Below are 24,630 nucleotides of genomic sequence, written 5' to 3' on the forward strand. Positions count from 1 at the left end.
GAAAATGGGGTTGCGAAAAACGGCAAAAAACCGCAATCTTGAAGCCGTTCGAATCCGCGTTTTACTCCCGTTTCTGCTGGCCTCTTTACGCCGATCAACCCCGGCTTCTTTACGGCGATCATTGACAGAAGGCGCCGCCGATGTGGCGGCCGCTCACGAAACGACACGGTCGCGTCGCGAAGGTGCGAGCCGCAAACCGCTGCCCGATCACCTTGAGCGCGAAGAGCGGATCCACTTGCCCGCTGCCGCTGACTGCCCCGATTGCGGTGGGCGGCTTAAGCCGCTGGGCGAAGACGTCGCCGAACAACTTGAGTACGTGCGGGCGCACTTCCGCGTGATCCGCCACCGCCGTCCGAAACTGGCCTGCACGTGCTGCGATCGCATCTTGCAAGCGTCGGCACCGAGTCGGCCGATCGATCGCGGCATCCCGGGCCCAGCGCTGCTCGCGCACATTGCCGTGTCGAAGTTCGCTTACCACATCCCGCTGCACCGCCAGGCAGTCATATATGCACGCGACAGCGTTGAGATCGATCCCGGCACGATGGGCTACTGGATGGGCAGCATCGTGGGCTTGCTTGCACCGTTGGTCGACGCGGTGCGCCGCTACGCGCTGATCGGCAACAAGGTCCACGCGGATGACACGCCGCTGCCGGTATTGGCACCGGGTAACGGCCGCACGAAAACCGGGCGTCTCTGGGTCTACGTGCGCGATGATCGTCCGAGTGGTTCCAACGAAGCGCCAGCGGTATGGTTTGCCTACACACCTGATCGCCGCGGCGAGCATCCGCAGCGGCATCTCGCTCACTTCGCCGGTGTGCTGCAGGCCGACGCGTTCGCCGGCTACGCCGAGCTGTATCGCGGTGGTGTCATCCAGGAAGCTGCCTGTATGGCGCACGCGCGCAGAAAGATCCATGACCTGCATGCCGTGCGTCCCAACGCGGTGACGGAGGAAGCGCTGCGTCGGATCGGCGCGCTCTACGAGATCGAAGAGCAGATCCGCGGCAAGCCACCCAACGAACGGCACAGCATGCGCCAGGCGCGAGCGGTTCCGCTGCTCGACGACATGAAGCAGTGGTTCGAAGCGAGGCTCGCCACACTCTCAGCGAAATCCGACACGACCAAGGCGATTCAGTACGCGCTGAATCGCTGGCCGGCGCTCATCTACTACTGCAACGACGGGCGTGCGGAGATTGATAACCTGATCGCCGAACGAGCGTTGCGCGGCGTTGCCCTCGGCAGGCGAAATTACTTGTTCGTCGGCGCCGACTCAGGTGGCGAACGCGCAGCTGCGATGTATAGCCTGATCGGCACGGCGCGCTTGAACGGCCTCGATCCCGAGGCATATCTTGCCTACGTGCTCGAACGCATCGCTGATCATCCGGTCAACTGCATCGATGAACTGATGCCTTGGAACGTGGCAACGTCTCTGCCGTTGACCGCTCGCGTCGAACCGATCCGATAGCATCCCATCTCCCGCGCGAACAAGCTGTACTACGATACTCACCGCGCGCATACACCGAGAGCAGCCGCTGCTCTCCACGAAAGGGCCTCCGTATGAATCTGCTTAGAACGCTGATAGTGGGGAATTCGGGTTCGGGAAAAAGCTGGCTTGCCGAGCGAATTGCAAATCACATGGGATCACCCTGTATAGATTTGGATTCGATTCATTGGCTTCCAGGCGGGTACAACGTTGCTCGCGAGCGCAACGAGGCCGTACAGCTGCTGCGAGATGCCGCAAAAGCTGAGCGCTGGGTGATTGAAGGAATTTACGGCTCGCTCGTCAATGAGATTCGCACCGACTCTACGGCACTGATCTGGCTGTGTCTCGACGAGGGAGAATGCATTGAGAACATTCGCCAGCGCGGTATCCGTCGTGGAGGAGACGCGGCTTCATTCGAAGCATTGTTGGATTGGGCTTCGACGTATCGAAGCCGCCAGGGACCGAGTTCATACATTGGCCACCAGAGACTGTTTGACGACTACGGGGCAGACAAGCGGATTCTGCGATCACGTGGTGACGTATTGGCCTTCTTGGATCGTTGGGAAACATAGCGTGCGAGCGTGGCTGAGCCGCGCACAGAATGCGCCTACATCGATACGGCGGTGTCAATACGGCGTTCGTTAGATGCTTACGCTGGTCCAGCATCCGACGCCGTTTGACAATTGTTCATCGTCTGCCTGCAGCGCGTTCAGCGAACGTTGATCGACTGTCACGCTCGAGCAATCTGGTTTGCCGTAGTGCTTGCAGCGACGCAGTCGTCAGGCAAGAGGTCGCTGCGGAACCGCGGTTGCAATTGCGGATGCATATATTGACGTTCGCTATCGGCAACGAAGCAACGGGTCCAATCACGTGCGATCACGAATCGACGGCTGTGCGCAAGCGCGGTCAGATTGATGATCTTCATCACGTTAGGGCGTGCGATGTCGATGTTTGCCCCCCCGAGCAAGGCCAAGGTTGGAGTGAGCGGTATTTAGAAGGTCGCCGGCGTATCGGGCACGAGGAATTCCCCGCCGTCCGGGCTCGCCTGGCGGGCATTCATTCAGCGCGATAAAACAATCACCGACGACTGCACTACAACAACGACAATTGGTCCCCGCTGGCCTCGGTCGGATTGCAGACATGCTCCTCTGGTGCCGCGCTCCGTGGCGATTCTGCTGTGGATTGACTTGTGATGGTCTCGACCACCCTCTCTTTCCGTTGGCGCGTGCGGCCCCATTCAGGGCTTAGGACATCGGACGAGAACAATACGCCCGGAGCGATTTGAATCAGCTGAGTCATCGACGTACTCTCCCGTTGAATGCCGCGTTACACACAGCGAGCGCGTCGGGTGATTTGATCCCGTCGCGCGTTAGACGCATCCGACCGAACTGAACAAAAGAAAAGGGGCTTGCTATTTCTCTCGCATCCCTCAATCCGAGCCCCCTAGGTGGTACCCAGGCCCGCAAGGTAAGCCTCAAATTGAGCGACCTCGGCCGGCTCCGAGACGAGCGTCGCGAGTGGAGCAAGATTCTCGGGCGTGAGCAATGCGCGACCCATCCGGATCGCTTCGCCGGCGCGTTCCAATGAGAGTTCGACACCGCCGCACCACTTTGACCAATGACTCAGCTGCGATGGCGACAAATTGTCGATGTCGAGCCCGGCGAACGCCTTGAGATTCGTCTCCAAATCCACGATCAAGATCTCACGCAGATCGTTTTCAGACCGGAGTGCGTCCAGGTGCTCAACGCGACCGACGACAGCCTCAACGTAATGCGGCCGCTTCACCGTGCGGCCCGACATCGCTTCTTCGCGCTCGATCTCCTCGCGAGTCGCTTCGCGAACCCCCATCACCTCATCGCCGCCTGTGCGCAGCAATTGAACAACGCGGCGCACGATCGGGGCGGGGCAGCCGGCGTTGAGCAAGAGCAGAGGACGAGTTTTTTTGTGCACCCAATCGGCGCCCGGCGCGCCGGCGCCACCTTTGCGCATCCTCGCGACCGCGGCGTTGATTTCGTCGAAGCGAAACGAGAAGCTCCAGAGCCTTTCGCGATGTTCCTTGGCTGCCATATCCCGCGTGAATTGGCTCAACATCGTTTCGAAGTCAACTCCAAAATACACGCGACCGCAATCCTTCCCAATGTTGGTTGTGCGCCCATTTTTGGTCGCAACGAGGTAACCGCGGCCATGCAGTGTGCGGCAATTCGATAGGCCGCACGGGATTTTGTCTCGCAAGGCATAGCTGCCAATGATCGCCTCGAGCTCATGCGCGTTCGGATCTAGTTGCCCATCAAAGTCCGGCCTCGCCTGGATGTCGGCCCAATCGTGTATCCGGGTAAGTTCCTTTTCGCCATTAAGCGTAATCATGCCGTGCCACCTCCTGCGTCTTTGGTCTTCCGTGGTTCATACGTTGGCCTATGTGCCTTCGTCTTGTAGTTGTTGTCGATCCACCCTCTCGCCCATTCGATACCACGCTCGTATGCTTGAGACCGGTAAACTCGGTTGCCCAAGTCCGTGAAGATGAACCGCTCGTCACCCCGCGAGATGATCGCACCCGAGACGAAGAGCCGCTGCTTCGCCAAAATGGTCGGTGACGCTTCGATCTTCCACCCTTCGTACTCCGCGAACCGGTTCACGCGTTTCATCGCAACCTCCGGTGACTGCTTCGTTCCTGCTTTCCGATCGGTCGCCCATTGCATGCGACGCTGCGCATGCGTGACTGACTCACGAGTCGTCACGCGGCGTCTTTCGGTCCATCCACGGCACTGTTCAAGACGTCCATCGTTCTTCTCTGAAGGCGCTCCATATGCTTCGGTTCAGGGCGCCACATACCGATCGCATTGCGCGTGATGTCAAATCCGATTTGAAAGATGATCGCCAACGCCTCATCCGCGGTAGGAAACGTTGCCACGCTCTCGTCGCTTGCGTCGACGTCTTTCCGCTTCACGGCGACCAGAGAATCCGTGTGCCCCGTCTCGACGAGTAACACACACCACCCGCCGGCGATCCGTTGAAGCATGAAGTCCGAAATGAGGCCTCCCGCGCGCTGGGCGCTCGCGGCCTCGACAGAGATGGTACGAACTTTCATCACTCGATTCACCAATCCTATTTTTCGTTAGCGTACTCGTGAACCAGTTGGTTCATGTCGGCGATCTGCGCCAGCGTATCAGCGATGCAATCCGCGATGACGGCCTCACGCTCCCGTGCATTCAAGCCGGTAATTTTCGCGCGGAATCCCGCCTCCAGCACATCGGCCAAACTGAAATCCTGATCGTGGCCGGTGGCGTACTGGGTGCCCTTGACGATCCACAATCGCGCTTCGGTTGGACCGAGGCTCACACATCCCGCCCACCCAGCATGGGCAGTCGGATCCAGCATCTCTCTCGAAACTGTTCTCATCGCTACAGGACGCCGGTCCCGCCGGTGATGATCAGTCCACTTCGAGCAAGTCGACACATCCCAGCGGATCGTGCCGACCAACCAGAGCCAAAGCCATATTGGCTTTCGCGACGAGTTCGAGTGGTCGAAGACGCTGTACGTAGTGACCATGCGTAATCCTGTCCATACCGGCACCGGCGAGCTGCGCGACGGTGCGAAGACTCGCAGTGAGCGCAACGCTGTCGAGCCGCCCGCCATGCAGAATCAAATTACGCTGTCGATAGAGCCGGTGGAAAGAGTCGCCGATCATGTCTTTGATCGTGTGAAGTTCAAGACGAGGATCGGCAAGCAATTTACGGATCCGTGCGACGGCGGCCTGGTCCGCGACGCTCGGCAACACGGGGATACGATCCTCGAGAATCATGCCAGCCAGAATTCGGCAACGCTCCCGGTTGACGTCCACACCCGAAAGCTCCGCAAACTCGGCTGGCATGATGCGCTCGACGCGATGCGATAGCGCGGTAAGTTCGGCACGCGGGAACGAGCAGGTTACCAGTGTCGCCAAGTTATCCGCCGCGGAAGAGCGGTCACTAGGATCCGCGAGTAAGCCCTCGATTGCGCCCCATCCGCCCGCAACCGCAGCCGGCGGCGAACTTCCTTCCAGATGAGCCAGTAGCTCGAGTGCCGCATCCACGTCCTGGCTGACGTCTGTTGCAAATACCCGGTCCTCGCGAAACAGCTCTCTGACCGCAACGCCCCGGGCACTGGCCGTCATGGGGGCCTCGGCCGCACTACCACGGACCCACAAGTTGGGGAGGTACGCGAGCGGTTGACCGGTTGCGAGAAGCGCTCGCGCCGAATAGCGATCCGCTTCATTGCGAGCCGCCTCTGCAGCACCGACTTCGTCGCGCGCGCGCACGGTAATCACCATGGCCGCGGCCGCTCGGACGCCGGTCGTGTCGAATCCGTTTTCCGACAACCACCCTGTAATCGCAGCACCAGTCATCCAGATGTCAGGGAGCCCGCGATGGACCCGCGGCGCAGTCCTGAACGCTAGCATCACCTCGAACTGCCGCGGAACCGCTGTCCGAACCTCGCCCTGCAGCTCTTCACAAAACTCGGCCAGGGTTACAGGCTCGGGCGATGCATGCGTAGCAGTGATCAATGCCCGCAGATGCTGCCCCGAGAATCCCATGTCGAGCAGATGGGCGCCAACATGCCGCGCGAAGTGCTCGGCGCGAAAGTCGCCTCGCGCGACTGCGGCTGCCCATCGCGCGAGATAGTCGCGCGACACGCGCTCCGAGAGCTCGCGGATCGAAAAATGCGCAACGCCTTCCGCACGCGGCACCTGTTGCACCTGTTCGCGCAGGAAGGCTTTCTCTTCCTTGGTGAATCCGGGGTGCCCGCCAACCCGTCTTTGTAACGATGAAGCGATGCGCTTGACTGCGGGCTCGCTCAGATGCCCGTGCCTCATCACCGAACAGGCCTCGAACAGTTCCTCCATCGCCAACGTGGTGCCGATACCCCAGAGCGAGCGATACCAGTGCTTGCGATCAGAGAAAAACTCGGTGAGCCGAGCCAAGGCGATTCGTTCGGGCAGGTTGACAAGGTTGAACATTTCGACTAGTGTGTGCGTTCGGCCAGTAGCAGTGCTGGTCTACAGTCTAGTGGGGCGCGACCCAATTGGTGCAAGCAGTCTCGACTGCCGAATCCGAAAGGCTCAAGCCCCCAGTTGTTCGAAGCCCCGCCTAGAGCGGGGCTTTTTTATGCGTGCCGGCGCTCGCTGCTGTCAGGCCCACGGCTGGATGCCATCAAATTATACGGGTGCGCATCGGCTTCATTGGCCCCTTATATGGCGCGGCCATATTCTCGTCACAACCGCGGATCAGGTCGGCCGCACGACACGGATGTTTCCGTGCGCCGTCACCGATGCTTGGTCGAATTGGCAGCACGCGACGACCGGACTCGCCCGTCGGCGCAGTCGGCATCGGCGTCGCCGACGCGCTCCAAAAGGGCTGAATTCCCCGTAGTAGCAGGACGGTTTCAGACGGGTTATGATGTCGACGAGCGCTAGGCAGGCGCTCGCAACCCGTCTTCGCTAAGCTGGCAACGGCACTGTCGCGGCAACACCATTTCCATGGCCTTCTTTGGCCCTGGAACGCAGCGGTGGACGGGTAACGCTGCACACAGGGCCGGAGAATCGTCATGCCCAGCATCAATGCCCAGCCGTCCACGCTGGACGGCATCAAGCGCCTCGCGAAAACCATCAAGCGCGAGCGCAAAATCCCCCATCACCAGGCTCTCGACGAGGCGTCCCGCGAAGCGGGGTACCAGAATCTGCGTCATGCGCAGAGCCAGATCGAGCATCCAACGACCCATGCGGCATACCTGAGCGCGTATTGGGCAAACCCCGGCGGTGCCGGCCGTGAGACCCTCACGATCCGGCTGCCCAAGCCGCTGGCCGATGTCATCGCAAGTCATCAGCTGCGCACCGCAAAAAACCTTGGATGGTTTTTCCTCGAGTCGGTGGATCACATCGAGTTGAGGACGGACGTCAGCAATCAGCAGCTCGCTCGCAATGAATTGCTCGCTGCCGCGCGCACGCTGCGCTTCATGGCGGCGACCGGTTTGCGCCCAACCACAACGCAGCAGCAGAGACGCCCCATGCGCGTGTTCGATGACCTGCCCGGGTTTGACCACCCATCGCGGTGGATCGACGGCGAGACAGGCGCGTGGGTTTTTATTGATGAGCCTTATGCGGTCCTTGAACCCGAGAAGCGCCACCGCTGGGTCGCCGACCACGGAATTCACATGGCGACGCCGGAGTGGGATGGTCTTCACAGCCCGACGACGATTCCGCACGTTTTCTGTTCCGATCAAACGCTGCTTGCTAGGTTGTCGAAACAACTTGTCCAGCTCGGTGGTCGTGGGAAGGTACAGGAATGGGACGGAGAATCGGCCCGCTACTGGTCCCAGTTCGTCAGTCCTGGCAGGCAGGCCACGGGCAAAAGTAGACGGGCACGGCAGATGCCTGCGCCACGTGGCGTGGAACGTAATGGCGCGCTCCCGTACGGATCGGGCATAGGCGGGATAGAGTCTCGGTGGCGGCCGGCCAAGCGAATGCCGCTGGACATGCATCTCACCGTCGGGCCACTCGTGCACGCACTCGACCATCATCGTTTTCCGGGCGGGCCACGCAGGTCCATCGCATTTGTCCGGACGACGTTGGATGACTGGATACAGATGGAATATCCAGGCGACGAAATGTCGGACGAGCAGTTTCGCGCGGCCTACTACGGTACGCACGCGGCACCGATCGTCGATCGGGCCAGGCAGATTGAGGCCGTTCGCCGCATTCGCGCGCTGCTGAGCGAGGGTTACTCGGACTGCAGACCCAGGCGAGCGCTACTCGATCGGCTCGCCGGCGTTGAGGCCGCACTGATGAAATCCGGGGCGCGCAAGCAAGACTAAGTGCTCAGGTGGGGCACCTCAACGGCTGCCCCACCCGTAGAGACATCAACACGGACAAGCCCGTTACAACTTTCATTGCGCTGGCTTGGGACAGTCGATTTTCAGCGCCCGCTCAACGCCGACCACAGCGTGCTGGCCGTGCCAAGCAGCACCGCGAAGGCCGTCCAACGGGCGGCGATCTTGTTCAGGCGGCCCATCTCCCGACTAGCCTCGACGAGCGCGTTCCAGTTCGCCTCAGTTCTCTCGGTCTGACGAACATCCGCCCAGAGCTGCTTTTGCTCGATTTCGAGGGGCTCGAACGCTAGCGGATCGTTGGGATCGTACAGCACGACGGGCGGCGGCTTCATATCGACCTCGGCCGACGCGTACCAGTAATATGCGCTCCGCATGCCGGCGGCAAAGCCCGCGATTGCCAATCCGATCGTCCCATAGCTGATGGTCATGGAGATCCTCATTGCTGGCGCACGCTGGCGCCGGTTCACATTCACCAGCGCCAGCGCTCGCCGGCCACTGGCGCCCACAGCTCGGTTTCCGACGTGCAACGATGCTGCTCGGCGGTGAGCGCGACCTCGACCAGCCGGTCGAACGTATCGCCGTCCTCGAACGACACTCGCACCACAGTCACGGCGTCGCAGGTCAGCGTCCGCGCCACGCCGGCCAGCACGTCGCGCTCGAGCACGTACGCCCGACGGCGGCCACCGGCGCGCTTCCGCGCGACCTTCATCGTCACATGCACGCCCACCCTCGGCGCATCGTCGGCAGGATCCGCGCTGACCGATGCAGCGCACGCGGAAGGTCCAACGTCCTCGCGATCAGCCCTCGAAGCGACAAGCACGTCATGTCTCTTCTCGTTCTATTCGCCCGAGCGCATCGGTCATCACCGATGACCTCCATTATCGCGAGCCAACCGGGCGTGATATTTTGCTGCCTCGCGACGCATCCTGGCTTCCTCCGGCGACACATAGATCGACGTGGTGCCGAGCGACGCGTGGCCGAGGGTGCGTTGCACGACCTCGAGCGCGACGCCCGCGGCCAGCATCTGCGTGCCGACGGTGTGCCGGAACGCGTGCGGCGACGTTCCGGCCAGCTTGCGTCGCTCCGGCTCAGTCAGATCCTGCATCGCCTCGAGCAGCTGGGCGATCGCCCATTGCGTGAGTCCGCGCGCGCCGCGTACTGAGTAGCCTCCGCCCGTCGCGATGCCAGCTACCTCTTCCTCGCCGTTGACGGGGTCGCCAAATTTCTCGCGAGCCCGCGGCGTCGGCGGGATCACGAGCGGCGCCACCAGCGGCAAGCCGGGCGGCTCGGTCGCGGCGGCCGCGTCGAGATCCTGGCCGCGATCACGCCAGTGCGCGCGCAGCGCGTCGACGCACTCATCGCTGATCGGCACGTAACGTTGCTTGTTGCCCTTGCCGATCACCTCGAGCAACCAGCTGGCCGGCGTGTCGTCTTCCGCCGGCATCCAGACCAGCGCCGCACGCGTCACGGCGGCCGCCTCGGCGATCCGGAGGCCGCCGTCCCCCATCAGCAGCAACAGCGCACGCGCGGCGCGCCAGCGCGGTCCGCTCGGGCCCTGCAGCTCGCCGCGTTCGGCCAGCGTCGCGCGTACGCGCGTCCAAAGGCTGAGCGGGAGCGCCCGCTCGACCTGCAGCTTGCGCACGCGCTTGACGACGCTGGGATCGGAGACAGCCGCCCAGGGGTTGCCGGCCAGATACCGCACCGCGACCAGCCACATGAACGCCGCGCGAATCGCACGCACCGCGTAGCGCTGGCTTTCCGGTGACAGGCCGCCCGGCGCGAACGGCCGCCACTGGCGACTCGTGCGCGCGACCGGCGGCCCCGTAAAGCGCTCGCCCGGCGCGGCGAGAAATGCCTTGTACGCTTCGCAGTCCTCGACCCGCATCGATGAGAGCGCGACGCCGCGTTCCGCCACGCACCACAGCACGAGGCGCTCGAGCTCCTTCCTGTAGACCCGCTGCGTCGCGGGCCGATCGTCGTATCGGTGCAGGTACGCGCGTACCGCGTCCAGATCGTGCGCCGCGCCCAAATACGCGAACACGGGCGCTCGGTTGGCACCGTCGGCGCCGGACAGCTCGACCGGAAGTGTCAGCCGCTCGAGGGGGGCCAGCTGCCCGGCGCTGGCGGTGATGCTTGCCGCCGTCGGCGCGAGCGCATCGCCGGCGTCGACGTCGACCTCGACGGCCGCGCCGATCGACGACGCGTGACGCCTCAACCAGGCGGCCAGCACGCGGGCGCGACCGACGCCGATACGGGGCACCGATCGCCACCACTGGCCGCCGCGGCGGTTCACGAACGCGACGAGCTCGCCGAGTGTGCGAATCCCCTCGCCTTCCAGGCGCGCGGCGATAAGCGGCCGGAACCAGCGGCCTACCGGGTGATCGCCCTGCGGCAGCGCGATCGCCCACTGCCCGGCCACCTGCTCGATCAGTTGCAGCGACACGGGCGTGAGACGCGGCTCGCCGTATTTCTCGATCGCCGCCTGCAGGTGGGATTTCAATACTGGCGAACCGTCGCGCAGCGCGGCCGCGACCAGGTCGTCGCGCATCGTGCGTAGCAGCTGCGCGACGTCGACCGGCTCGTCGGCATCGCGGTCGAAGTACAGCCGCTCGATCGTCTCGATCGGCAGGCCTTTCACGCGCGCGCGCAGCGCCGTGAACTCGGTGCGGCTGTAGCTGCGCAACGGCATCTGGGCCAGCTGCTGGGGACGGTTCGCCATGGTTCAGCCTGCAGGAATGGGGGATACGACCGTGTCGGCCGTGGTGACGCGCTGCAGCCGCTCGAACGCGGCGACATAGCGATGCATCGGTACCGCGGCCAGCCGCTCGTCCAGCCGGGCAAGCACGTGCTCGACCGCGGCGCGCTCGAGGTCGAGCAGGGCGCTCGACTCGCCGCGCGCGGCGCGGTCCGCGCAGTCCTGGAGGGCCGCCTCGGCCCGCCGATAGGGCCCCGGCTCGGTCGAGTCGAGGAAGTACCCGAGGTAGATCGCATTCAAGAGCGTCGCCAGCTGCGCGACGTCGTCGTTCGCGTCGCGCAGTGCGTCCAACGCGACGTGATGCTTCAGTTGGATCCGGCGCAGTTCCGCGGCCGGGATCGGCAGCAGCTGCGCCCGGCTGAGCGGCCGGCGGTTACGGGAGGTGGCTTTTCTCATCAGGTCGGAAAATTGGACGACCGCACCTTGTCACAGCGCTCGCATTGATACGCGTGGAGCCCGCTGTCGTTCAGGATGTAGTGGTAATGGGTATGCTGCACCCAGCGATGCACCCCGACCAGACACGCTAACCGTGCCATCCAATTGCGAAACATGATTTCCTCCAGATCGGTTGTAGCATGCCCTTCGCTCGACGCTTGGTTCAGGGCTGGACGGAGACGGGCGCGGCGCGCGCCGCGGCGAGCACGATCTGCCGGCACTGCTCGGCATCCGCGCATGCGCGATGACGTGTCGCGGGAGCGCGCGCGCCGAGCATCAGCGCGGCGTCGGCCAGACTGAGCCAGCGACCGGCCCAGCCGTTAAGCAATTCCATCGTGCATTCGACGCGCAGCGCCGGCAACGTCACGCCGTGGGATCGCGATGTTTGGTACAGCACACGCTCATCGAACGCGCCGTTGTGGGCGATCAACAGTCGGCCCGCGAGCAGCTCGGCCACCTGCGGACCGATCGTGTTCCAGGCGGGCGCACCGGCGACGTCCGCGTCGGTGATTCCGTGGATCTCCGTCGCGGCCGCAGGTATCGGGATCGCAGGCTTCACGAGCGTGTCGATGAACACGGCGCCGGCGCGATCGAGAATCGCGATCTCGACGATCGCCGCCTGAAGATCCAGGCCGGTCGTTTCGGTGTCGATGAACAGCGGATCAGCTGCCAGCCACTCGTTCGCGGTGATGTGGAGGCCGCGGGCCGCTTCGTCCCGCTTCTCGCGGGCTACGTCCTCGAGGCACGCGTCGCAGCATCCGTATCGATCCAACCATTCGATTTGGGTGCGGGTGCCGCAGATCGTGCATGGCCGGGTACCCGCCAGTGCCCGGCCGGCTGCGAGGGCCGCCGCTTGGGCGGGGCTCGGCGCGCGAGCCGCGCGCATCGGCACGGTCAACGCAGGATCGTAAAGCGCGATCCACGTATGGCCCTGCCAGTAGTGCGCAACCGGTGCTTGGCGGTCGGCGAGATTGCGCCGCGCCTGCTTCAACTCGGTTTTCGTCTGCAGCTCGAGCGGCGCCGCGGCTCGGTTCGGGTAGCGCATCGGGAAGCTCTCAGGGTGCCTTGCAGGGTGTCACTCGACCGTCTCGGTGTGAGCCGACCCGAAGGCTTTGGCCCAGCTCTCGTCCGTGATGTCGTCGAGCGTGGCGATCGCGGCCGCGCGCGACGCGTCGATGGTCGACGCCTCACTCTTCGGCACATGCATTCCCGTCAGGACGTCAGAAACCGCAAAGCACTGGACATCATCGAGCCCGACGATCGCATGAACCGCCCATGTCCGTCCGCGGTGTTCGAACGGTATGCCGATCACTTCGACATCGCCCGTCCGCATGGCGAGCGTGAACACCACGCCGTTGACGTACTGCGGCGCCGGCCTGCCCGGCGGCTTCTTCTTGGTAGTGCGAGCCATTAGGCCACTCCTAATCAACCTGATTGAGAATTTCGACCTCGAAGCCGACCGGCCAACCATGGGTACGGACCTGCAACGCGTCCTCGGCGATCAATTCCGGGATAACGTCGTGGTAGTCCTCATCCTGCGGCGTGATCATCACGATCGCGCTCGGCAGACCTTTCGCCGCGGCGATCTGTCCTGCCAGCCGCTTCAGCTCGACGGTCCACTGTTCGACCTGGCGCGCAAGGACTTGCTGCTCGTCATAGGTCTTCATCGTTGGATTTCCTCGTCAGTTCTGAGTCAATGATGTCGCCGAATGCGGGCGACAGGCGTTCCACATCGTATTTGCCCAACACGCGACCTAAGCGCATGCCCACGGTCGATCGACCGATCTTTTCCAGGTAGATCATCGCGCCGGCGCACATACTTTCTTGACCGCTTGCGACGTAGTGACCGTCGTCATCCCACACACCGCCGGTACGCGTGTTGTGGACGGTCTTGTGGCAGTGAAATGTGCTGTGATCGTTGCGCACCAGTCGTTCGATGATCCCCTCCAGGCGACCCGGCGCGAGCATGATCGCGTCATGCTTGCGGAACGGGCAGTTCTCGCACGGGCGACGCAACTTGAAGTAATTGTCGAGGTCGGCGCTCATTGGCATTTTTCTCAAAACCAGTACTGGTCGTCGCCCCAGCGCCGCAGCACCTGGTAATCATGTTCGGCCAGCACGATCAGGCCCGCCTCGGCCGCCTCTAGCACACGCTCCATCTGCCCGCTCAGGATCAGATTGCCGTGCACGCCGTAGAAGAACCACGCGAAGCGATGGCCGATCCGTTTGTCAAACTGCGTGAGCTTGCCAAACAGGCTGTAGGCGTCGAGCTTCGCCGTATTCTTCAATTCAGCGATCTTCTGTGTGTGCGCCCACCACGGGATAAAGTCCAACTCCCGATCGCCGGCCGGGCTCGTGTACTCCCTCGTCGCGAACGCCCAGCGCAAACACGCCCGCTCGCCGGCGCGGCCCGCGCTCGACGTCGCCCAGTCGTCGAAGAAGCGGCGTCCGCGCCACTGCTTGCGGTCGTAGCCGGGTGTCAGGTCGCGGATGCTGATCACGCGTTCTTCGCCGGTCTGACGGTTGGTCTCGACAAACCGCCGATCACCCTCGCGCTGACGCCGCTCGCGGTAGGTCGCGTCGGCGATCGCCGCAAAGCGCTGCATGTCGACGACGGCCTTCAGGCGATACCGTGGCGCGCCGAGGTCGCGCCGGTCGAATTGTGTGACGGCGGCTCCGCGCAAGTAGCCCCGACGAAGCTCGTCGGCGTCCGGCAGCCCCCAACTGGCGTCGCACGGGAACACTTCACGCTCGACGAACTCCTGCTCTTCCCAGACCTCGATTTGCACGAAGTTGTCCTGGTCGCCGCCGCGGTCGTGCGCGAAATAATGAAGCAGAGGCTGGATCTCGACCAGCCGGTAACCGCTGTCCTTGTGTGCCGCCCATGTCGCGCGTACCGAGCCGTGCGCGGCGAGCTGCGCGTCGATCCACGCGCGATAGTCGGCCGCGATCTCGCGCCCCTCGGCGTCAACGATACGCGCCGGCTGCTCGCCAAAGTCGTCTCGGGTCCTCACGTAGCGCGCGCCCCGAAACTCGGTGCGCGTCGCAAAAGTCGCCAGCAACTCGGCGTGCTTCGGCGTCACCGGTGTCGCCGCGACGATCGTCGCGAGCACATCGGTCTGCAGTTCGTATTCCTTGCGCATTCCACGCTCCTGTCAGGGTGAATCGGGTTACCAGCCGATCTGCCGGGCCAGATAATCGGGATCGACGGCGAGCCACAGTGAATGCGGCTCGTGGGCGGCACCGGCTCGCAACAGGACCTCGACGCCCTTTTTCCCCCATTTCGTGCGGGGCGTGATACCGACAACTTGATCGGTGCGCAAGAAGTGCGGCCCGCTGTCGTCCACTATCCGAACGGCGATCGGCTTGGTCGCGCCGATCCGGTGATGGACCTTGCCGGCCACGATCACGTAGCGAAACGGGTCATCGCCGCTCGTGCCGGGGAACAACCGCTGTGCGTCGGCCAGCTGCGAATCGGACAACTCGTCGTAGGTCTTGATGATCTCGGTCATGGTCTCGTTCTCTCGCTTCCTTGTCGGTCGGCAAGCGCTCTGGGAACAGTCGCGCGCGCGGTAAGTCTGCCAAATGCCCGCCCCTCTCGGGGCGGGCGGGCTTGTCAGTGGAGCATCGCCCCGTACAGCAGGCCCAGCTTGATGCTCCAGTACAGCAGTTGGAGGCCGGCGGCTGCGCAGTTCAGCCAGAGAGTCACCGTTTCGAGTTTCATCGGGGCACACCCTTTTCCAGTTAATGTGCCCCGTATAGGCGTTCAAGAAGAGGATGCCTGCGGTGCCGGCGCGGTATTTCGGCAAAACTGAATCGTTCCTCTAATTCTCTGGCTTCTGCTCTCCGTGTCGCTGCGCGTTCTGGCCTTTCGCCGCCGATTCGAACGCGGCGTGGTATCTGGGCGCCAGCACATCCCAGCTGTCCGGATAGTCGGCCGGAAGCGCTGACTGCAATTGGGTATAGAGCGCTTCGCCCGAAGTCGCCGCCGATACGGGGCGAGCGTCGCCCGGCAGGCCCGCGTCAACATCGGTGCTCGGTTCGCCCGATGCGTGATCGGCTCCGTCAACTTCGCGCAGCAATGCGCGGGCGGCCGCCAGCTCGCCGTAGACATGTTCCATCGCAGCGGTCCAGCCATGCGCGAAGGCCGGCTTTCCGATCTCGCCGTAGCCCACGGTTTCCGGCACGCCGGCTTTCACGGCCTCGAGCACGTTGCGCAACTCGTTGAGCACGCCACTATAGGTATATAGTCCCGCGCGGCTCCGCTGAGCGCCTGCGTTGGCGATCGCTTCGGTTTGGGTGTTCATCGTGGTCTCCGGTATCGGGGCGTTCAGGCGGCTGCGACCTTCGCAGCACATGCATCGGCCAGGGCGCGTGCGTCGGTTGCCCACGGGCTCGCGCCGGCTTCGACAGCCGCGTTGCGCAGGAAGTGCGCGGCGTCCTGCCAGTCGCCGGCGGCCACGGCTTTCCACGCCAGGCGGCAGCGCGTCACCTGGTCGTCGGGGGCGTCCAGCAGCAGGTCGTAGGCGGTTTTCATCGCGCTCCTCGTGAAGGCGTTTCGGTCAGCGGCGCGGCGCGCGCTGCTCGAGGTGGATCACGTTCGACCGCGCAAACGTCACGCGCTCCGGAATGAAGAAGCCGCGGTATTCGTCGCCGGCGTCGGCCGCGCCGACAAATTCCGTCACATACGCACCGTAGCTCTCTTCGTCGACGAGGCCGTCATGCACGCGGTCCAGGCACACGGTCGCGCGCAGGCGCGGGCCGTCGACCGGCTGCAGCTCGACCACGTCGCCGCGCTCGATCGTGTCGCGCGGGCGATCGCGCAACGCGTCGCAACCGCGCGTCATCGGCTCCGGCGCCGGCGCGAAGTCGCTCGGATAGCGATAGCCCCAGGCGCGGCGCAGCAGCGGCCAGGCGTTGGTCGGTATCGGCGCTTCGCCCGCCTCCCAGCGCTGCACCTGACGCGGCAGCACGCCCAACAGCGCGGCGGCCTGCGCCTGGGTGCGCCGGCCACGCAGGCGGAGGGCTTTGAAGGCGGCCGCCGTCGGTGCCGGTGCCGCGTCGGCAGCATGCGGGCCGGGCGGGTCGCCGACGAAACCGGGCGGCAGGCCGTCGAGCGTCACGCCCCCGTCCCACTCGAGCGCGACGATCGCGCCGCACTGGGGGCACGCCATGCCCTCGCCTTCGTGCGTGTCATCGGGCCGGCGCGTCTCGCCACGGTGGCCGCAGCCCGGACAACGGTACACGTACAACACCGACATGAAGCCTCCTGAACGGAACCCGTCTTAAAGACGTATAACTCAGCATAGCACGTCTTCAAGACGTGTCAAGGACGCTTGTAAAGCGCCCCTCCGAGATTTCGAGCATTAAACGCAATGCCGATAAGGGGAGTTATCGGCATTGACGGCGCGCCACAAAAAACCGGCCGCAGCCGGGTTCGCCCGTCGCTCAGGACTGCAGGATCAGGTACGCGGCCACGAACGACAGGTTCGCCGCGGCGATCGCCGCCAGCTGGTGAACCAACCCGTAGCTGGCCGGCCACGCGGCGGAGAGCCCGCGGTCAACGCACGCCAGCGCGATCAGCGCCACGCCGGCCGCGACGCCCCTGCCCCACCCGCTTTCCTTGAACTGCCGTGCTGTCAGATTCATTGTCGAGATCCTCTCGGTTCACGCGGTGGATGCTATCGTGGCGGCCGCTCACGCAGCGGGCTCATCGTCCGGCAGTTCGGGGGCCGGCAGGAACGACACCTAGCCTGGCGGGATGATGAAGCTCGGCAACCAGTCGTCGAGCGCCTTACACACGTGCTCGTAGGCCGCGTCGAGCCCGGAACCCTCCGGTGCGTTCGGCGCGTCCGGAAATAGGCGCCGGCCGGTCTCGATCATGTCGTCGCAGAGGAAGCCGTATCGCCCCTTTTGCAGCATGGTCCACAGCGCATCGTAGCGCTCGGCCTCGAGGGACATCAGACCGACCGACATCGCGTCGGCGATCCGGAATTTCATGTAGCCGATGCACCACTCGAGGAACATCTGCCGGACAGCCGTCATCGGCGTTGTCACTTCGCCATCTCCTTCGCCACGCCCACGTCTCACAGGACGGCCATCGGCATACCTGATGCGCCCGGCCCTCGGCCGGCGCTTATTGCTCACCCCGGGACGCGTAGACCGTGCACACGATGCACGCGGCGAATGTGGCCACCGCAGGTTGGCTCCAGCCGAGTGCGAGGCACCCAACAGTCAACGCGAAGGCAAAAATCGCCGCACCGCCGAATCCGTTCATCCCCCGCTCCTATTCTGTTCTCAGGCGCACTGTCGTGCGTCGGTGCTCCCATCGTGCCGCCGGCGGCCGCCACGCCGCGTTACGTCGCCGATCGCAGCCAGTTTTCGACCGGCAGCCCGGCGACACGGGTGAATTCAGCCGTGTTGTCCGTGACCACGACCGCGTCGACGGCCAACGCATGCGCGGCGATCAGCATGTCGTTGGCGCCGATCAACTGGCCTTGCTTCTCGAGCTCGGCACGCAACCGCCCGTAGCACCGGTCCGCGTCGGGCTGCAGCGGCAACACGGTCAGGCTCGCGAGCAGCTGCTCGACGCGCTGCGCGAGCGTTGACGAGCCACGCTTCCAGACGCCGAACCGCAGTTCCGCCGCGACGACGATCGAGGTGCACACTTGCTCCGGCGGGGTTTCTCCGATTCGGGTGGCGCATGCGCCGCGCGGGTCGCGGATCACGTTCGACAAAATGTTGGTATCGAGCAGGTACAGCGTCATTCGATGTCGACCGGTTCAGGCGGCAGGTCCTCGATGTCCGGAAAGGTCTCGTCCAGCGGGGCCCACTGGGCGAACAGCTCGCGCAAGGGTGCGGCCTCCACGGGCTCAATGATCAAGCGGCGGCCTTCCCGGTGGATGGTGACCTCCGAGACCGGCAATTCGAATTCGCGCGGGATCCGCACGGCCTGGCTGCGCCCGTTGCGAAACAGGCGCGCATGGCGGGTGTCATGGGTTGGCATCAGGATGCCCCCTCTTCAATCGGGTTAGCATATGCCACAGCATATACAAGCCGACATGAATTCGCAATGCACTCTTGACCATGCCGGAGCACCAATCGATCAGTCTTTCTGCTTCGATGAAATCACTTGCTGTTGCGGGGGCGTATAGGTTCGCGCGGGTCTTCGCGGGTCACGCGGGGCCCCTCTCGATTGAGCCGGTTCGAGGCCCTCGGCTGCTGAGAATTTAAGCTCGCTTAATCGGGACGACGGGATATTGTGGGCATCCATTGACTATCTCTCGGAGTTCCCGTAGCAAATGTATCCCCCTCAACAGCGAGCCTCTATATTGGCTCCATACCCCGCTCGAGGCACCCCGTGGCCACCTTCTTGGCCGTGCGTATGAACGTGGACCCAATCCTCCACCTGAGTCGTCTCTGTACTTGGTAGACGCGCTCAGTTACATACCCGCGGTCCCTTTCCCCGGTCACACGCAGCCATTAGCCCTTCGGCTGTACCCCAGTGGCTCGTTTTCGATCCGATGCCGCGGGCCGTAGCCGAGGCGCTATTCGAAGAGTTCAGCGCGAAGCTGCACGTGTTGTCCCTGCCTGCATCTTTCAGGATCGGACCGTGGACTGACCTGAGGGTCGCCCTACGGACACCTACAACGGCCCGATGCCGACGATGATCGCGGCCGAACATATGCCCATCCCTCTGGGGGCCGAAGCGTCGATTAGCAACAGCAACGCGGGTGGGAACACTGGCTGGACAACTGTCAATCGGTCAAAGAGCCTCGACTGATCGCCGATCTTGAGTTATACGCCAGTGCGAATGATGACTCAATGGCTCGCTCTCAATCCTGGCGCATCTTGCCATCCTCGGCTCACTTGCTGAAGAATGGCCGCGTGAAGCGGCGGCGATCGAGTGGAGAAGGGCGGCTGAAGGATGCGATTGTCGTCGCTGATCGGGGTCTGGGCGACGCACTCAAAAACCTCAAAAAGGTTTCGCATGGTAAGGCAGTGCGCGAGTTGATGGGTCACGCGGGAAATGCACGGGGACTGGATTGTGCGACGACGAAGGCCCTAATTAAGAAGGCAGGTGACCTTTACCCCGTGCGACTGAATTTGTCGCAGGCGGGAAACACTGATATTCCGGATGTCCATTCCGCGAGGAACCTAGTCGAGCTCGTCCTCGACCAGGCGGTCGTCCAGCCGTCTCTTCTCGGCGTCCCCAGGCCCCAGCTTCTGTGGCCGTGACCTTAATGCAGCGGGGCTCCGCCTCTAAGTGAGGGCGATTGAGCTTTTGGATGATCGCTGCTGCGTTCGAGGACAATGGTTCTCGTCGATATGGAGTTGGTGTCCCCAATGGGGACACCAGCGGCCCTTCGCCTCACGTGTCCCCTTTGGGGACACGGAATCTCCCAGTAAAAAGCCCGCAAACTGCGGGCTCTTGTGATCAGCTCAATCGGGCTCGGAAAATAGCTGTGAAATCAGCGCGCGTATCTTTTCTTCCTTTTCGGCCGTCAACATCCCCGCCTTAATCTTCACCGTAAAGTTGCCTGCGTCACGCGTGATCGAGCCGGCCTGGCTCTTTCCCGCGAAAATTTTTTCGATCTTGCGATCGCTCACGGCGCTTGCCTTACCGTCATTCTCAATCGCGAGTTTAATTTCCTTCGCAAGCTTCGTCTGATCAAGTTCGCCGGCTACCACCTTTGCCCAAAGCTCGGCAGCAATCTCAAACGCGCGGCCCTCACGATTTCGAAGTGCCGCAACAACATCCTCCGCCGCATGGGCGCCGAGCAGACGAGGTTGAAGATCGAGATCCTTGATTACGAATTCGGGCAAGTCGCCAAAGGCCAAATACCGATATAGTTCCGAGCGAGAAATTCCGAGGGCCTCCGCCATCCGCTTCCGGTTCGGAAATTCCTTCTCGGTGTTCCGAATAGAGCGAGCGATCTCGTAATCAGTCAGGCCGTCCCGAACGACGTTTTCGACCAAGGCGAGCACCGCCATATCTCCATCCGTGACGTCGGCGACCACCGCCTTGATCGCATCCTTCCCGATCATCTTGTGCGCACGCCAGCGTCGCTCGCCAGCTACGATTTGGTAGCCCGTCGCAGCCTTACGAACCACAATCGGTTCAATCAAACCCGACTCGCGGATTGACTCCGCAAGTTCGGTGAGCTTGGCCTCATTGAAGACCCTCCGAGGTTGCCACGGGTTGGGTACGATTTCCGTGATGGGCAATTCGTGGGAACTGGCGCTTCGTTCAAGTTCCAAGATCCGCGCCTGCGCTGTCGCCAGTGCCCCCGCCATCCCAGGAGCAGTTCTTGGGGTAGCTGGCTTCTCCGGTTGGGCCGTGAGCTCGATGTCCTTGGCCGCACGCAAGCCCGCCGTCTTACTCATCATCCGTTCTCGCAGATTGCTCATGCCTCCGCCCTCCAACGTGCGACCGACTGATCGTCGATCCATTTACAGTGGTCCACCAACGGCTGTTTCACTCGAGCCAAGGTTTTCGCGACGCCGTCCGATCTCGATAAATCGAAGACCGTCGACAGAGCAAGCGCACCGTTGCTCATCACTGAGCTCGCGGGAATTTCCGTCGCCGAAAGCCAATCGCCATAGGCTCGCTGAGCCCAAACTCGAACCGCTGGTGCAGACGACACGGCGCCGTAGTCCACCTTGGAGAGCAATACGGAAATGAAGTCGTAAGTCTTGTCGAGCTCATGGTCGACAAAGCCCGCCGCAATTTCGGAGAACAGCGACCAAAACGACACCGATGAAATGAAATCTAGGCTTTCCGGAACCAGCGGCATAACCATCGCGTCGGCAGCCATCAGCCCGTTCAACGTCAAATAAGACAGGGACGGTGCGGTGTCGAGGATGATGTAGTCGTACACAGAACGAAGAGGCTCAATACCCCGACGAAGTACCGACCAGAATTCATACGCGGGATTTTCCTTCTGTGCTGTCGGAAGATGGAATTCCGCATCATGCAAATAGTTGTGCGCGGGAATGACATCGATCCCGTCCCAGTAGGTCGACTGGACCTTTGATGCGAGCCCTCCCTCGATAGAAGGATCGTAGATAAACGGGAGTACGGTGTCTTCCCACGTCACATCCTTTTCAGCATATAACCCACAAAGCTCCGAGAGGGAGGCCTGCGGGTCAAGGTCAATGACGAGGACCCGGCGACCACGCAAGCTGAGCGCTTGCGCCTCGCACATCGTTATTGTCGTCTTCGTCGAACCTCCCTTGAAGTTCGCCGTAATTAGGACCCGGCCGCGATGCTTTCCCTCGCCAGTGACGAGCGCTGTCTGATAGATGTTCGAAGCCTTTTGTACCCATGTGCGTGCCTCTGCCAGCGTGAAGATACGGGCACGGCCCGAACCGTGCGCTTCGCCAGGCGGTAGTTCACCGCCTTCCTTCGTCGCCATATAGTTGATCTTCTGGCGATCGAGGCCACACATCTCGCTCAATTCGCCAATCGTAAATACCGGCGGAGTCTTGCGGGGCCGCGGAGCCAAGATGTCTTCACGGAGCTCGTCGGTCATCACGGACAATCGCTTCGCGAACTCGCCAAGCTGAGATAGCTTCACCTGCCGCTCGACTGCGGGCAACTCGCTCATTTTCATTGGACGCTTCCTCTCTAGTTCAACGGTGAGGTGTTTTTTTCACGCTCACCGAATATTTTTACGGTTCTGCGTTTTTTTGACACGAACCGTAGAATACTCGCTAGACCGAAGAATGGCTATGTAATTCGCGCCCCGAACCGATTTTTCCACGGCGCCCTTGGAATCTCGTTGGAAGATAGGCTTTTCCGCGCCAGAGGGTGAGGTGAATTGTGGGGCAGCGCATGGAGGATCACCGTGTGCCCCGCGCCACTCCGCACAGATTCCCTCACCTTAGCGAGACTACGCTGTACGTTCTTTGCCAGCGCTCACGCGCCTGCACAATCCACCTCACCCTGAAACACTCAATGCAGGCACCGAATCTTCGAGAAATCGGCTTGCGCCGACCCTTCAGCAAAGGCTGGAGTTCCAGTCATCGAACATCTCCTGTTCGATCACCGCGGTGATGCTGGCTGCCCGGTTTGTTGTTGTTATAGACAAGAAAAACCCACGAACCACAAACAGAGGCAGCAAAACACTGATAAATCAATGGTTTAGGCTAACAAAGTGAGGGATTATGTGCTACGGGCGCTGTGGATTGAGATGCAAGGTGAGAGGAAGTCCACAGAATAGTGAGATGAATTGGCTGCTATGGTGAGGTTCTTGGGCAGGATGGTGAGGAGAATGGGCACAAAGGTGCGGTGATTTGTGCGCCTTTTATGGCGAAGGTGAGGTTCTCTGTGTTGACATGTCACTTTGTCGCCGGTACCTTACGCTCGAACATGGCAAATGCGGCATGAGGGTGGAGAAACGGCATGGCGGAAAGAGGGCAGTTGGCAACGTCTCAGCAGTTGGCGCTTGCCCTTTTCGAAGACGCGTCGGCCGAGGGACTGCCGGTTGATAGCGCTCGCTCCGACATTGGTTTTTCGCGCGATAACGTCCTTATTCGTATCGTCGACCTTGGAGTGGCCGCCCGCCGCTTGATCGACGCAGCGTACTTTATTGTCGCTTATGACGATCGGCCCCGTGATCTTTACGATGTGGAGTTGGACTACTTCAAATGGCTCATGCGCTACTCGAGCCGCAATAACACTCACCTCCAGCAAGTGATCACGGAAGCGCAAAAGGCCCTTATTCAAGCGACGGCGCCGGCAGAAGCTGACGATGAACGGCCCTTTGGCTCGACACAACTGATCGGCAGAATCTCTTACCAGGGTGGCCGCTTTCAGTTCCGTGTACCGCCCGATCTGATTGGGATTATCCGAGGGAAGGGCAAGTCGCACTGGTTGAGTCTGCGGATCACCTCCATGTTCACGTTGTCGTACGCACGCGTCTTGTACGACCATCTGCTCCCGCACGCGGACGAAGGACAGACAGACTGGATCCCGCTTGACGAACTGCGTAGATGGCAAGGCGAGATGGGCGCGAATGCGCAGGTGTTCAAGTACTTTAAACGGGACTGGCTTGAGCCGGCAGTGCAGCAGATCAACGAGGTTTCTGACCTCTCCCTGGCATACGAAACGCGAAACTTGCCGGGCTCGCGAAAAATTGGCAGTCTCCGCTTCAGAATTAGCCGCAAAGATCTCGCCGAGCGGGTGCTACATACGCACGAGCACGCCAAGGAGATCTATCAAACCTTAAAGCAGGAGTTTGGCCTTTCGACAGCGCAGTTCAATCAGATCGTTGGCGACCGAGACACCTACACCGATGAACGTCTTGAGCAAGCCATCGACCGCACCCGTTTCAGCCTGAAAATGGGCAAGGTGACGAAGAGTCCGGCGGGCTTTTTTATGAAGGCTCTCAAAGAAGGTTGGGTAGTGTCCGATGCTGAGCGCGAGATGGTGCAGGTGCAGCAGTCCCTCATTGAGCGTGAGCAACAAGAGGCCGAAGCAAAGACGCAAGCTCAAAAACGCGTGGCACTGCAGGCGGCGGCGCAGGAGGTGAGTGCGCAAGAGCGGATAGGCGATGAGGTTCGGCAGGGCTGGGATGCATATCAGGCCGCGTCGCCGTCGCAACGAGAGGAATGGCGTCGCAACTACAAACGGTCGCCGGCTGCAAAGTTGACGATGCGTCGATTGAGTATCGACCCGATGGCCGACTTGAATGACGCGTCGTTTTCGCAACACGAGGCCCTGCGCGCAGCGTTCTCGCTCTATGTCTTCATGCAGACGCGCTCGGTCCGCGCCAACGTCGGCTAAGGGCGAGCAGATCGAATTCAACAATACCACCCATTCTGGCCAAGCATCGGACGGCTGTTTCGTTCTTGACCTCCGCGTGCATGAGCGCATTCGGGGTAGCGGCGATCGTCAAATGAACATCATGCCATGAGGCGCCTCGCCCTTAGCGATATCTTGGCCGCGCCGCTTGTCTGTTGTGCCAATGACCTGCTCCCGGCGTTTAGTACGGTGACGGTGTAGAGTCCGTTCCAGAGAGGAACGGCAATGAAAAAGCGATTCACCGAAGAGCAAATCATCGGCATCTTGAAGGAAGCCGAGGCTGGCCTGAAG

At 62.2% G+C, this 24,630-nt stretch carries 30 protein-coding genes; 4 read left to right on the forward strand and 26 right to left on the reverse strand.

What is annotated here, in order from left to right; all coding sequences use genetic code 11:
* Both QZM72_RS34375 and QZM72_RS34380 read left to right on the forward strand, forming a co-directional pair.
* Positions 1 to 1,462, forward strand: a 1,462-nt coding sequence (locus tag QZM72_RS34375) for an IS66 family transposase (RefSeq protein ID WP_301740327.1), incomplete at its 5' end; no start/stop codon positions are given.
* A 92-nt stretch (positions 1,463 to 1,554) separates the two neighbouring features.
* Complete coding sequence (locus QZM72_RS34380; RefSeq protein WP_301740328.1) at positions 1,555 to 2,052, forward strand: adenylate kinase; 498 nt, start codon at positions 1,555 to 1,557, stop codon at positions 2,050 to 2,052.
* Between the two features lie 158 nt (positions 2,053 to 2,210).
* Here the strand turns inward: QZM72_RS34380 and QZM72_RS34385 are convergent, their stop codons facing one another.
* From QZM72_RS34385 to QZM72_RS34410, 6 genes are all read right to left on the reverse strand, one after another.
* Positions 2,211 to 2,405: a hypothetical protein gene (locus tag QZM72_RS34385; RefSeq protein WP_301740329.1), complete on the reverse strand. Its 195-nt coding sequence runs from the start codon at positions 2,403 to 2,405 to the stop codon at positions 2,211 to 2,213.
* Positions 2,406 to 2,923: 518 nt separating this feature from the next.
* The gene (locus tag QZM72_RS34390) at positions 2,924 to 3,844 is read right to left on the reverse strand and encodes a hypothetical protein (protein WP_301740330.1); all 921 of its coding nucleotides are present in this window, start codon (positions 3,842 to 3,844) and stop codon (positions 2,924 to 2,926) included.
* Positions 3,841 to 4,122 carry a hypothetical protein gene (locus tag QZM72_RS34395; protein ID WP_301740331.1) on the reverse strand — a complete coding sequence of 94 codons (282 nt, stop codon included), beginning with the start codon at positions 4,120 to 4,122 and terminating at the stop codon, positions 3,841 to 3,843. Before QZM72_RS34395 ends, QZM72_RS34390 begins: the two co-directional genes overlap by 4 nt.
* An 89-nt stretch (positions 4,123 to 4,211) precedes the next feature.
* Positions 4,212 to 4,565, reverse strand: coding sequence for a hypothetical protein (locus QZM72_RS34400; protein ID WP_301740332.1), 354 nt, complete (start codon positions 4,563 to 4,565; stop codon positions 4,212 to 4,214).
* Between the two features lie 17 nt (positions 4,566 to 4,582).
* The gene (locus QZM72_RS34405) at positions 4,583 to 4,855 is read right to left on the reverse strand and encodes a hypothetical protein (protein ID WP_301740333.1); all 273 of its coding nucleotides are present in this window, start codon (positions 4,853 to 4,855) and stop codon (positions 4,583 to 4,585) included.
* A gap of 52 nt (positions 4,856 to 4,907) precedes the next feature.
* Positions 4,908 to 6,473: an integrase gene (locus QZM72_RS34410; protein ID WP_301740334.1), complete on the reverse strand. Its 1,566-nt coding sequence runs from the start codon at positions 6,471 to 6,473 to the stop codon at positions 4,908 to 4,910.
* A 587-nt stretch (positions 6,474 to 7,060) separates the two neighbouring features.
* On the opposite strand from QZM72_RS34410, the gene QZM72_RS34415 reads away from it, so the two are divergent.
* On the forward strand, positions 7,061 to 8,326 hold the full coding sequence (locus QZM72_RS34415) for a DUF5623 domain-containing protein (RefSeq protein ID WP_301740335.1): 1,266 nt from the start codon (positions 7,061 to 7,063) through the stop codon (positions 8,324 to 8,326).
* A gap of 101 nt (positions 8,327 to 8,427) precedes the next feature.
* Here the strand turns inward: QZM72_RS34415 and QZM72_RS34420 are convergent, their stop codons facing one another.
* The 19 genes from QZM72_RS34420 to QZM72_RS34510 all read right to left on the reverse strand — a co-directional run bounded on the left by QZM72_RS34420 (position 8,428) and on the right by QZM72_RS34510 (position 22,147).
* Positions 8,428 to 8,769 carry a hypothetical protein gene (locus tag QZM72_RS34420; protein ID WP_301740336.1) on the reverse strand — a complete coding sequence of 114 codons (342 nt, stop codon included), beginning with the start codon at positions 8,767 to 8,769 and terminating at the stop codon, positions 8,428 to 8,430.
* Positions 8,770 to 8,810: 41 nt separating this feature from the next.
* Positions 8,811 to 9,062, reverse strand: a complete 252-nt coding sequence (locus QZM72_RS34425) for a hypothetical protein (RefSeq protein ID WP_301740337.1) — start codon at positions 9,060 to 9,062, stop codon at positions 8,811 to 8,813.
* 141 nt (positions 9,063 to 9,203) lie between these two features.
* Positions 9,204 to 11,060, reverse strand: coding sequence for a phage integrase family protein (locus QZM72_RS34430; RefSeq protein ID WP_301740338.1), 1,857 nt, complete (start codon positions 11,058 to 11,060; stop codon positions 9,204 to 9,206).
* Between the two features lie 3 nt (positions 11,061 to 11,063).
* The gene (locus QZM72_RS34435) at positions 11,064 to 11,492 is read right to left on the reverse strand and encodes a hypothetical protein (protein ID WP_301740339.1); all 429 of its coding nucleotides are present in this window, start codon (positions 11,490 to 11,492) and stop codon (positions 11,064 to 11,066) included.
* A 202-nt stretch (positions 11,493 to 11,694) separates the two neighbouring features.
* Positions 11,695 to 12,522: a 3'-5' exonuclease gene (locus QZM72_RS34440; RefSeq protein ID WP_301740340.1), complete on the reverse strand. Its 828-nt coding sequence runs from the start codon at positions 12,520 to 12,522 to the stop codon at positions 11,695 to 11,697.
* Between the two features lie 84 nt (positions 12,523 to 12,606).
* Positions 12,607 to 12,942: a hypothetical protein gene (locus QZM72_RS34445; protein ID WP_253567476.1), complete on the reverse strand. Its 336-nt coding sequence runs from the start codon at positions 12,940 to 12,942 to the stop codon at positions 12,607 to 12,609.
* Positions 12,943 to 12,952: 10 nt separating this feature from the next.
* Positions 12,953 to 13,198, reverse strand: coding sequence for a hypothetical protein (locus QZM72_RS34450; protein ID WP_301740341.1), 246 nt, complete (start codon positions 13,196 to 13,198; stop codon positions 12,953 to 12,955).
* The gene (locus QZM72_RS34455; protein WP_301740342.1) at positions 13,185 to 13,577 is read right to left on the reverse strand and encodes a hypothetical protein; all 393 of its coding nucleotides are present in this window, start codon (positions 13,575 to 13,577) and stop codon (positions 13,185 to 13,187) included. The genes QZM72_RS34450 and QZM72_RS34455 overlap by 14 nt, the downstream gene beginning before the upstream one ends.
* 11 nt (positions 13,578 to 13,588) lie before the next feature.
* Entirely contained in the window at positions 13,589 to 14,674 is a 1,086-nt protein-coding gene (locus QZM72_RS34460) for a hypothetical protein (RefSeq protein WP_301740343.1), read from the reverse strand.
* A gap of 27 nt (positions 14,675 to 14,701) precedes the next feature.
* Positions 14,702 to 15,043 (reverse strand): hypothetical protein, encoded by a 342-nt coding sequence (locus QZM72_RS34465; protein WP_301740344.1) that lies wholly within the window; start codon positions 15,041 to 15,043, stop codon positions 14,702 to 14,704.
* Between the two features lie 312 nt (positions 15,044 to 15,355).
* Complete coding sequence (locus QZM72_RS34470) at positions 15,356 to 15,838, reverse strand: hypothetical protein (RefSeq protein ID WP_301740345.1); 483 nt, start codon at positions 15,836 to 15,838, stop codon at positions 15,356 to 15,358.
* A gap of 23 nt (positions 15,839 to 15,861) precedes the next feature.
* The gene (locus QZM72_RS34475) at positions 15,862 to 16,068 is read right to left on the reverse strand and encodes a hypothetical protein (protein ID WP_301740346.1); all 207 of its coding nucleotides are present in this window, start codon (positions 16,066 to 16,068) and stop codon (positions 15,862 to 15,864) included.
* A gap of 25 nt (positions 16,069 to 16,093) precedes the next feature.
* The gene (locus QZM72_RS34480; protein WP_301740347.1) at positions 16,094 to 16,792 is read right to left on the reverse strand and encodes a hypothetical protein; all 699 of its coding nucleotides are present in this window, start codon (positions 16,790 to 16,792) and stop codon (positions 16,094 to 16,096) included.
* 187 nt (positions 16,793 to 16,979) lie between these two features.
* A complete protein-coding gene (locus QZM72_RS34485; RefSeq protein ID WP_301740348.1) occupies positions 16,980 to 17,180 on the reverse strand; it encodes a hypothetical protein in 201 nt (66 codons plus the stop codon).
* Between the two features lie 99 nt (positions 17,181 to 17,279).
* On the reverse strand, positions 17,280 to 17,588 hold the full coding sequence (locus tag QZM72_RS34490) for a hypothetical protein (RefSeq protein ID WP_301740349.1): 309 nt from the start codon (positions 17,586 to 17,588) through the stop codon (positions 17,280 to 17,282).
* Positions 17,589 to 17,887: 299 nt separating this feature from the next.
* Complete coding sequence (locus QZM72_RS34495; protein WP_301740350.1) at positions 17,888 to 18,298, reverse strand: type II toxin-antitoxin system VapC family toxin; 411 nt, start codon at positions 18,296 to 18,298, stop codon at positions 17,888 to 17,890.
* Positions 18,295 to 18,537 (reverse strand): AbrB/MazE/SpoVT family DNA-binding domain-containing protein, encoded by a 243-nt coding sequence (locus QZM72_RS34500; protein ID WP_047904761.1) that lies wholly within the window; start codon positions 18,535 to 18,537, stop codon positions 18,295 to 18,297. Before QZM72_RS34500 ends, QZM72_RS34495 begins: the two co-directional genes overlap by 4 nt.
* Positions 18,538 to 19,973: 1,436 nt before the next feature.
* A complete protein-coding gene (locus QZM72_RS34505; RefSeq protein ID WP_301740352.1) occupies positions 19,974 to 20,942 on the reverse strand; it encodes a ParB/RepB/Spo0J family partition protein in 969 nt (322 codons plus the stop codon).
* The gene (locus QZM72_RS34510) at positions 20,939 to 22,147 is read right to left on the reverse strand and encodes a ParA family protein (protein WP_301740353.1); all 1,209 of its coding nucleotides are present in this window, start codon (positions 22,145 to 22,147) and stop codon (positions 20,939 to 20,941) included. Before QZM72_RS34510 ends, QZM72_RS34505 begins: the two co-directional genes overlap by 4 nt.
* A gap of 791 nt (positions 22,148 to 22,938) precedes the next feature.
* Here QZM72_RS34510 and QZM72_RS34515 point away from each other — a divergent pair.
* Complete coding sequence (locus QZM72_RS34515) at positions 22,939 to 24,321, forward strand: replication initiation protein (RefSeq protein ID WP_301740354.1); 1,383 nt, start codon at positions 22,939 to 22,941, stop codon at positions 24,319 to 24,321.
* 108 nt (positions 24,322 to 24,429) lie between these two features.
* Here the strand turns inward: QZM72_RS34515 and QZM72_RS34520 are convergent.
* Positions 24,430 to 24,630: hypothetical protein (locus QZM72_RS34520; protein ID WP_301740355.1), on the reverse strand; the 201-nt coding region annotated here is incomplete at its 5' end.

The sequence above is a fragment of the Burkholderia sp. AU45388 genome (assembly GCF_030481585.1).
Classification (GTDB): Bacteria; Pseudomonadota; Gammaproteobacteria; order Burkholderiales; family Burkholderiaceae; genus Burkholderia; species Burkholderia sola.

Bases quoted from the DNA above. Each gene is read 5' to 3' on its own strand.
- QZM72_RS34385 (WP_301740329.1), bottom strand. From the start codon at position 2,405: ATGAAGATCATCAATCTGACCGCGCTTGCGCACAGCCGTCGATTCGTG.
- QZM72_RS34410 (WP_301740334.1), bottom strand. From the start codon at position 6,473: ATGTTCAACCTTGTCAACCTGCCCGAACGAATCGCCTTGGCTCGGCTC.
- QZM72_RS34435 (WP_301740339.1), bottom strand. From the start codon at position 11,492: ATGAGAAAAGCCACCTCCCGTAACCGCCGGCCGCTCAGCCGGGCGCAG.
- QZM72_RS34505 (WP_301740352.1), bottom strand. From the start codon at position 20,942: ATGAGCAATCTGCGAGAACGGATGATGAGTAAGACGGCGGGCTTGCGT.
- QZM72_RS34475 (WP_301740346.1), bottom strand. From the start codon at position 16,068: ATGAAAACCGCCTACGACCTGCTGCTGGACGCCCCCGACGACCAGGTG.
- QZM72_RS34480 (WP_301740347.1), bottom strand. From the start codon at position 16,792: ATGTCGGTGTTGTACGTGTACCGTTGTCCGGGCTGCGGCCACCGTGGC.
- QZM72_RS34390 (WP_301740330.1), bottom strand. From the start codon at position 3,844: ATGATTACGCTTAATGGCGAAAAGGAACTTACCCGGATACACGATTGG.
- QZM72_RS34515 (WP_301740354.1), top strand. From the start codon at position 22,939: ATGGCGGAAAGAGGGCAGTTGGCAACGTCTCAGCAGTTGGCGCTTGCC.
- QZM72_RS34455 (WP_301740342.1), bottom strand. From the start codon at position 13,577: ATGAGCGCCGACCTCGACAATTACTTCAAGTTGCGTCGCCCGTGCGAG.
- QZM72_RS34420 (WP_301740336.1), bottom strand. From the start codon at position 8,769: ATGACCATCAGCTATGGGACGATCGGATTGGCAATCGCGGGCTTTGCC.
- QZM72_RS34430 (WP_301740338.1), bottom strand. From the start codon at position 11,060: ATGGCGAACCGTCCCCAGCAGCTGGCCCAGATGCCGTTGCGCAGCTAC.
- QZM72_RS34445 (WP_253567476.1), bottom strand. From the start codon at position 12,942: ATGGCTCGCACTACCAAGAAGAAGCCGCCGGGCAGGCCGGCGCCGCAG.
- QZM72_RS34400 (WP_301740332.1), bottom strand. From the start codon at position 4,565: ATGAAAGTTCGTACCATCTCTGTCGAGGCCGCGAGCGCCCAGCGCGCG.
- QZM72_RS34450 (WP_301740341.1), bottom strand. From the start codon at position 13,198: ATGAAGACCTATGACGAGCAGCAAGTCCTTGCGCGCCAGGTCGAACAG.
- QZM72_RS34465 (WP_301740344.1), bottom strand. From the start codon at position 15,043: ATGACCGAGATCATCAAGACCTACGACGAGTTGTCCGATTCGCAGCTG.
- QZM72_RS34395 (WP_301740331.1), bottom strand. From the start codon at position 4,122: ATGAAACGCGTGAACCGGTTCGCGGAGTACGAAGGGTGGAAGATCGAA.
- QZM72_RS34460 (WP_301740343.1), bottom strand. From the start codon at position 14,674: ATGCGCAAGGAATACGAACTGCAGACCGATGTGCTCGCGACGATCGTC.
- QZM72_RS34510 (WP_301740353.1), bottom strand. From the start codon at position 22,147: ATGAAAATGAGCGAGTTGCCCGCAGTCGAGCGGCAGGTGAAGCTATCT.
- QZM72_RS34380 (WP_301740328.1), top strand. From the start codon at position 1,555: ATGAATCTGCTTAGAACGCTGATAGTGGGGAATTCGGGTTCGGGAAAA.
- QZM72_RS34495 (WP_301740350.1), bottom strand. From the start codon at position 18,298: ATGACGCTGTACCTGCTCGATACCAACATTTTGTCGAACGTGATCCGC.
- QZM72_RS34405 (WP_301740333.1), bottom strand. From the start codon at position 4,855: ATGCTGGATCCGACTGCCCATGCTGGGTGGGCGGGATGTGTGAGCCTC.
- QZM72_RS34415 (WP_301740335.1), top strand. From the start codon at position 7,061: ATGCCCAGCATCAATGCCCAGCCGTCCACGCTGGACGGCATCAAGCGC.
- QZM72_RS34470 (WP_301740345.1), bottom strand. From the start codon at position 15,838: ATGAACACCCAAACCGAAGCGATCGCCAACGCAGGCGCTCAGCGGAGC.
- QZM72_RS34500 (WP_047904761.1), bottom strand. From the start codon at position 18,537: ATGCCAACCCATGACACCCGCCATGCGCGCCTGTTTCGCAACGGGCGC.
- QZM72_RS34485 (WP_301740348.1), bottom strand. From the start codon at position 17,180: ATGAATCTGACAGCACGGCAGTTCAAGGAAAGCGGGTGGGGCAGGGGC.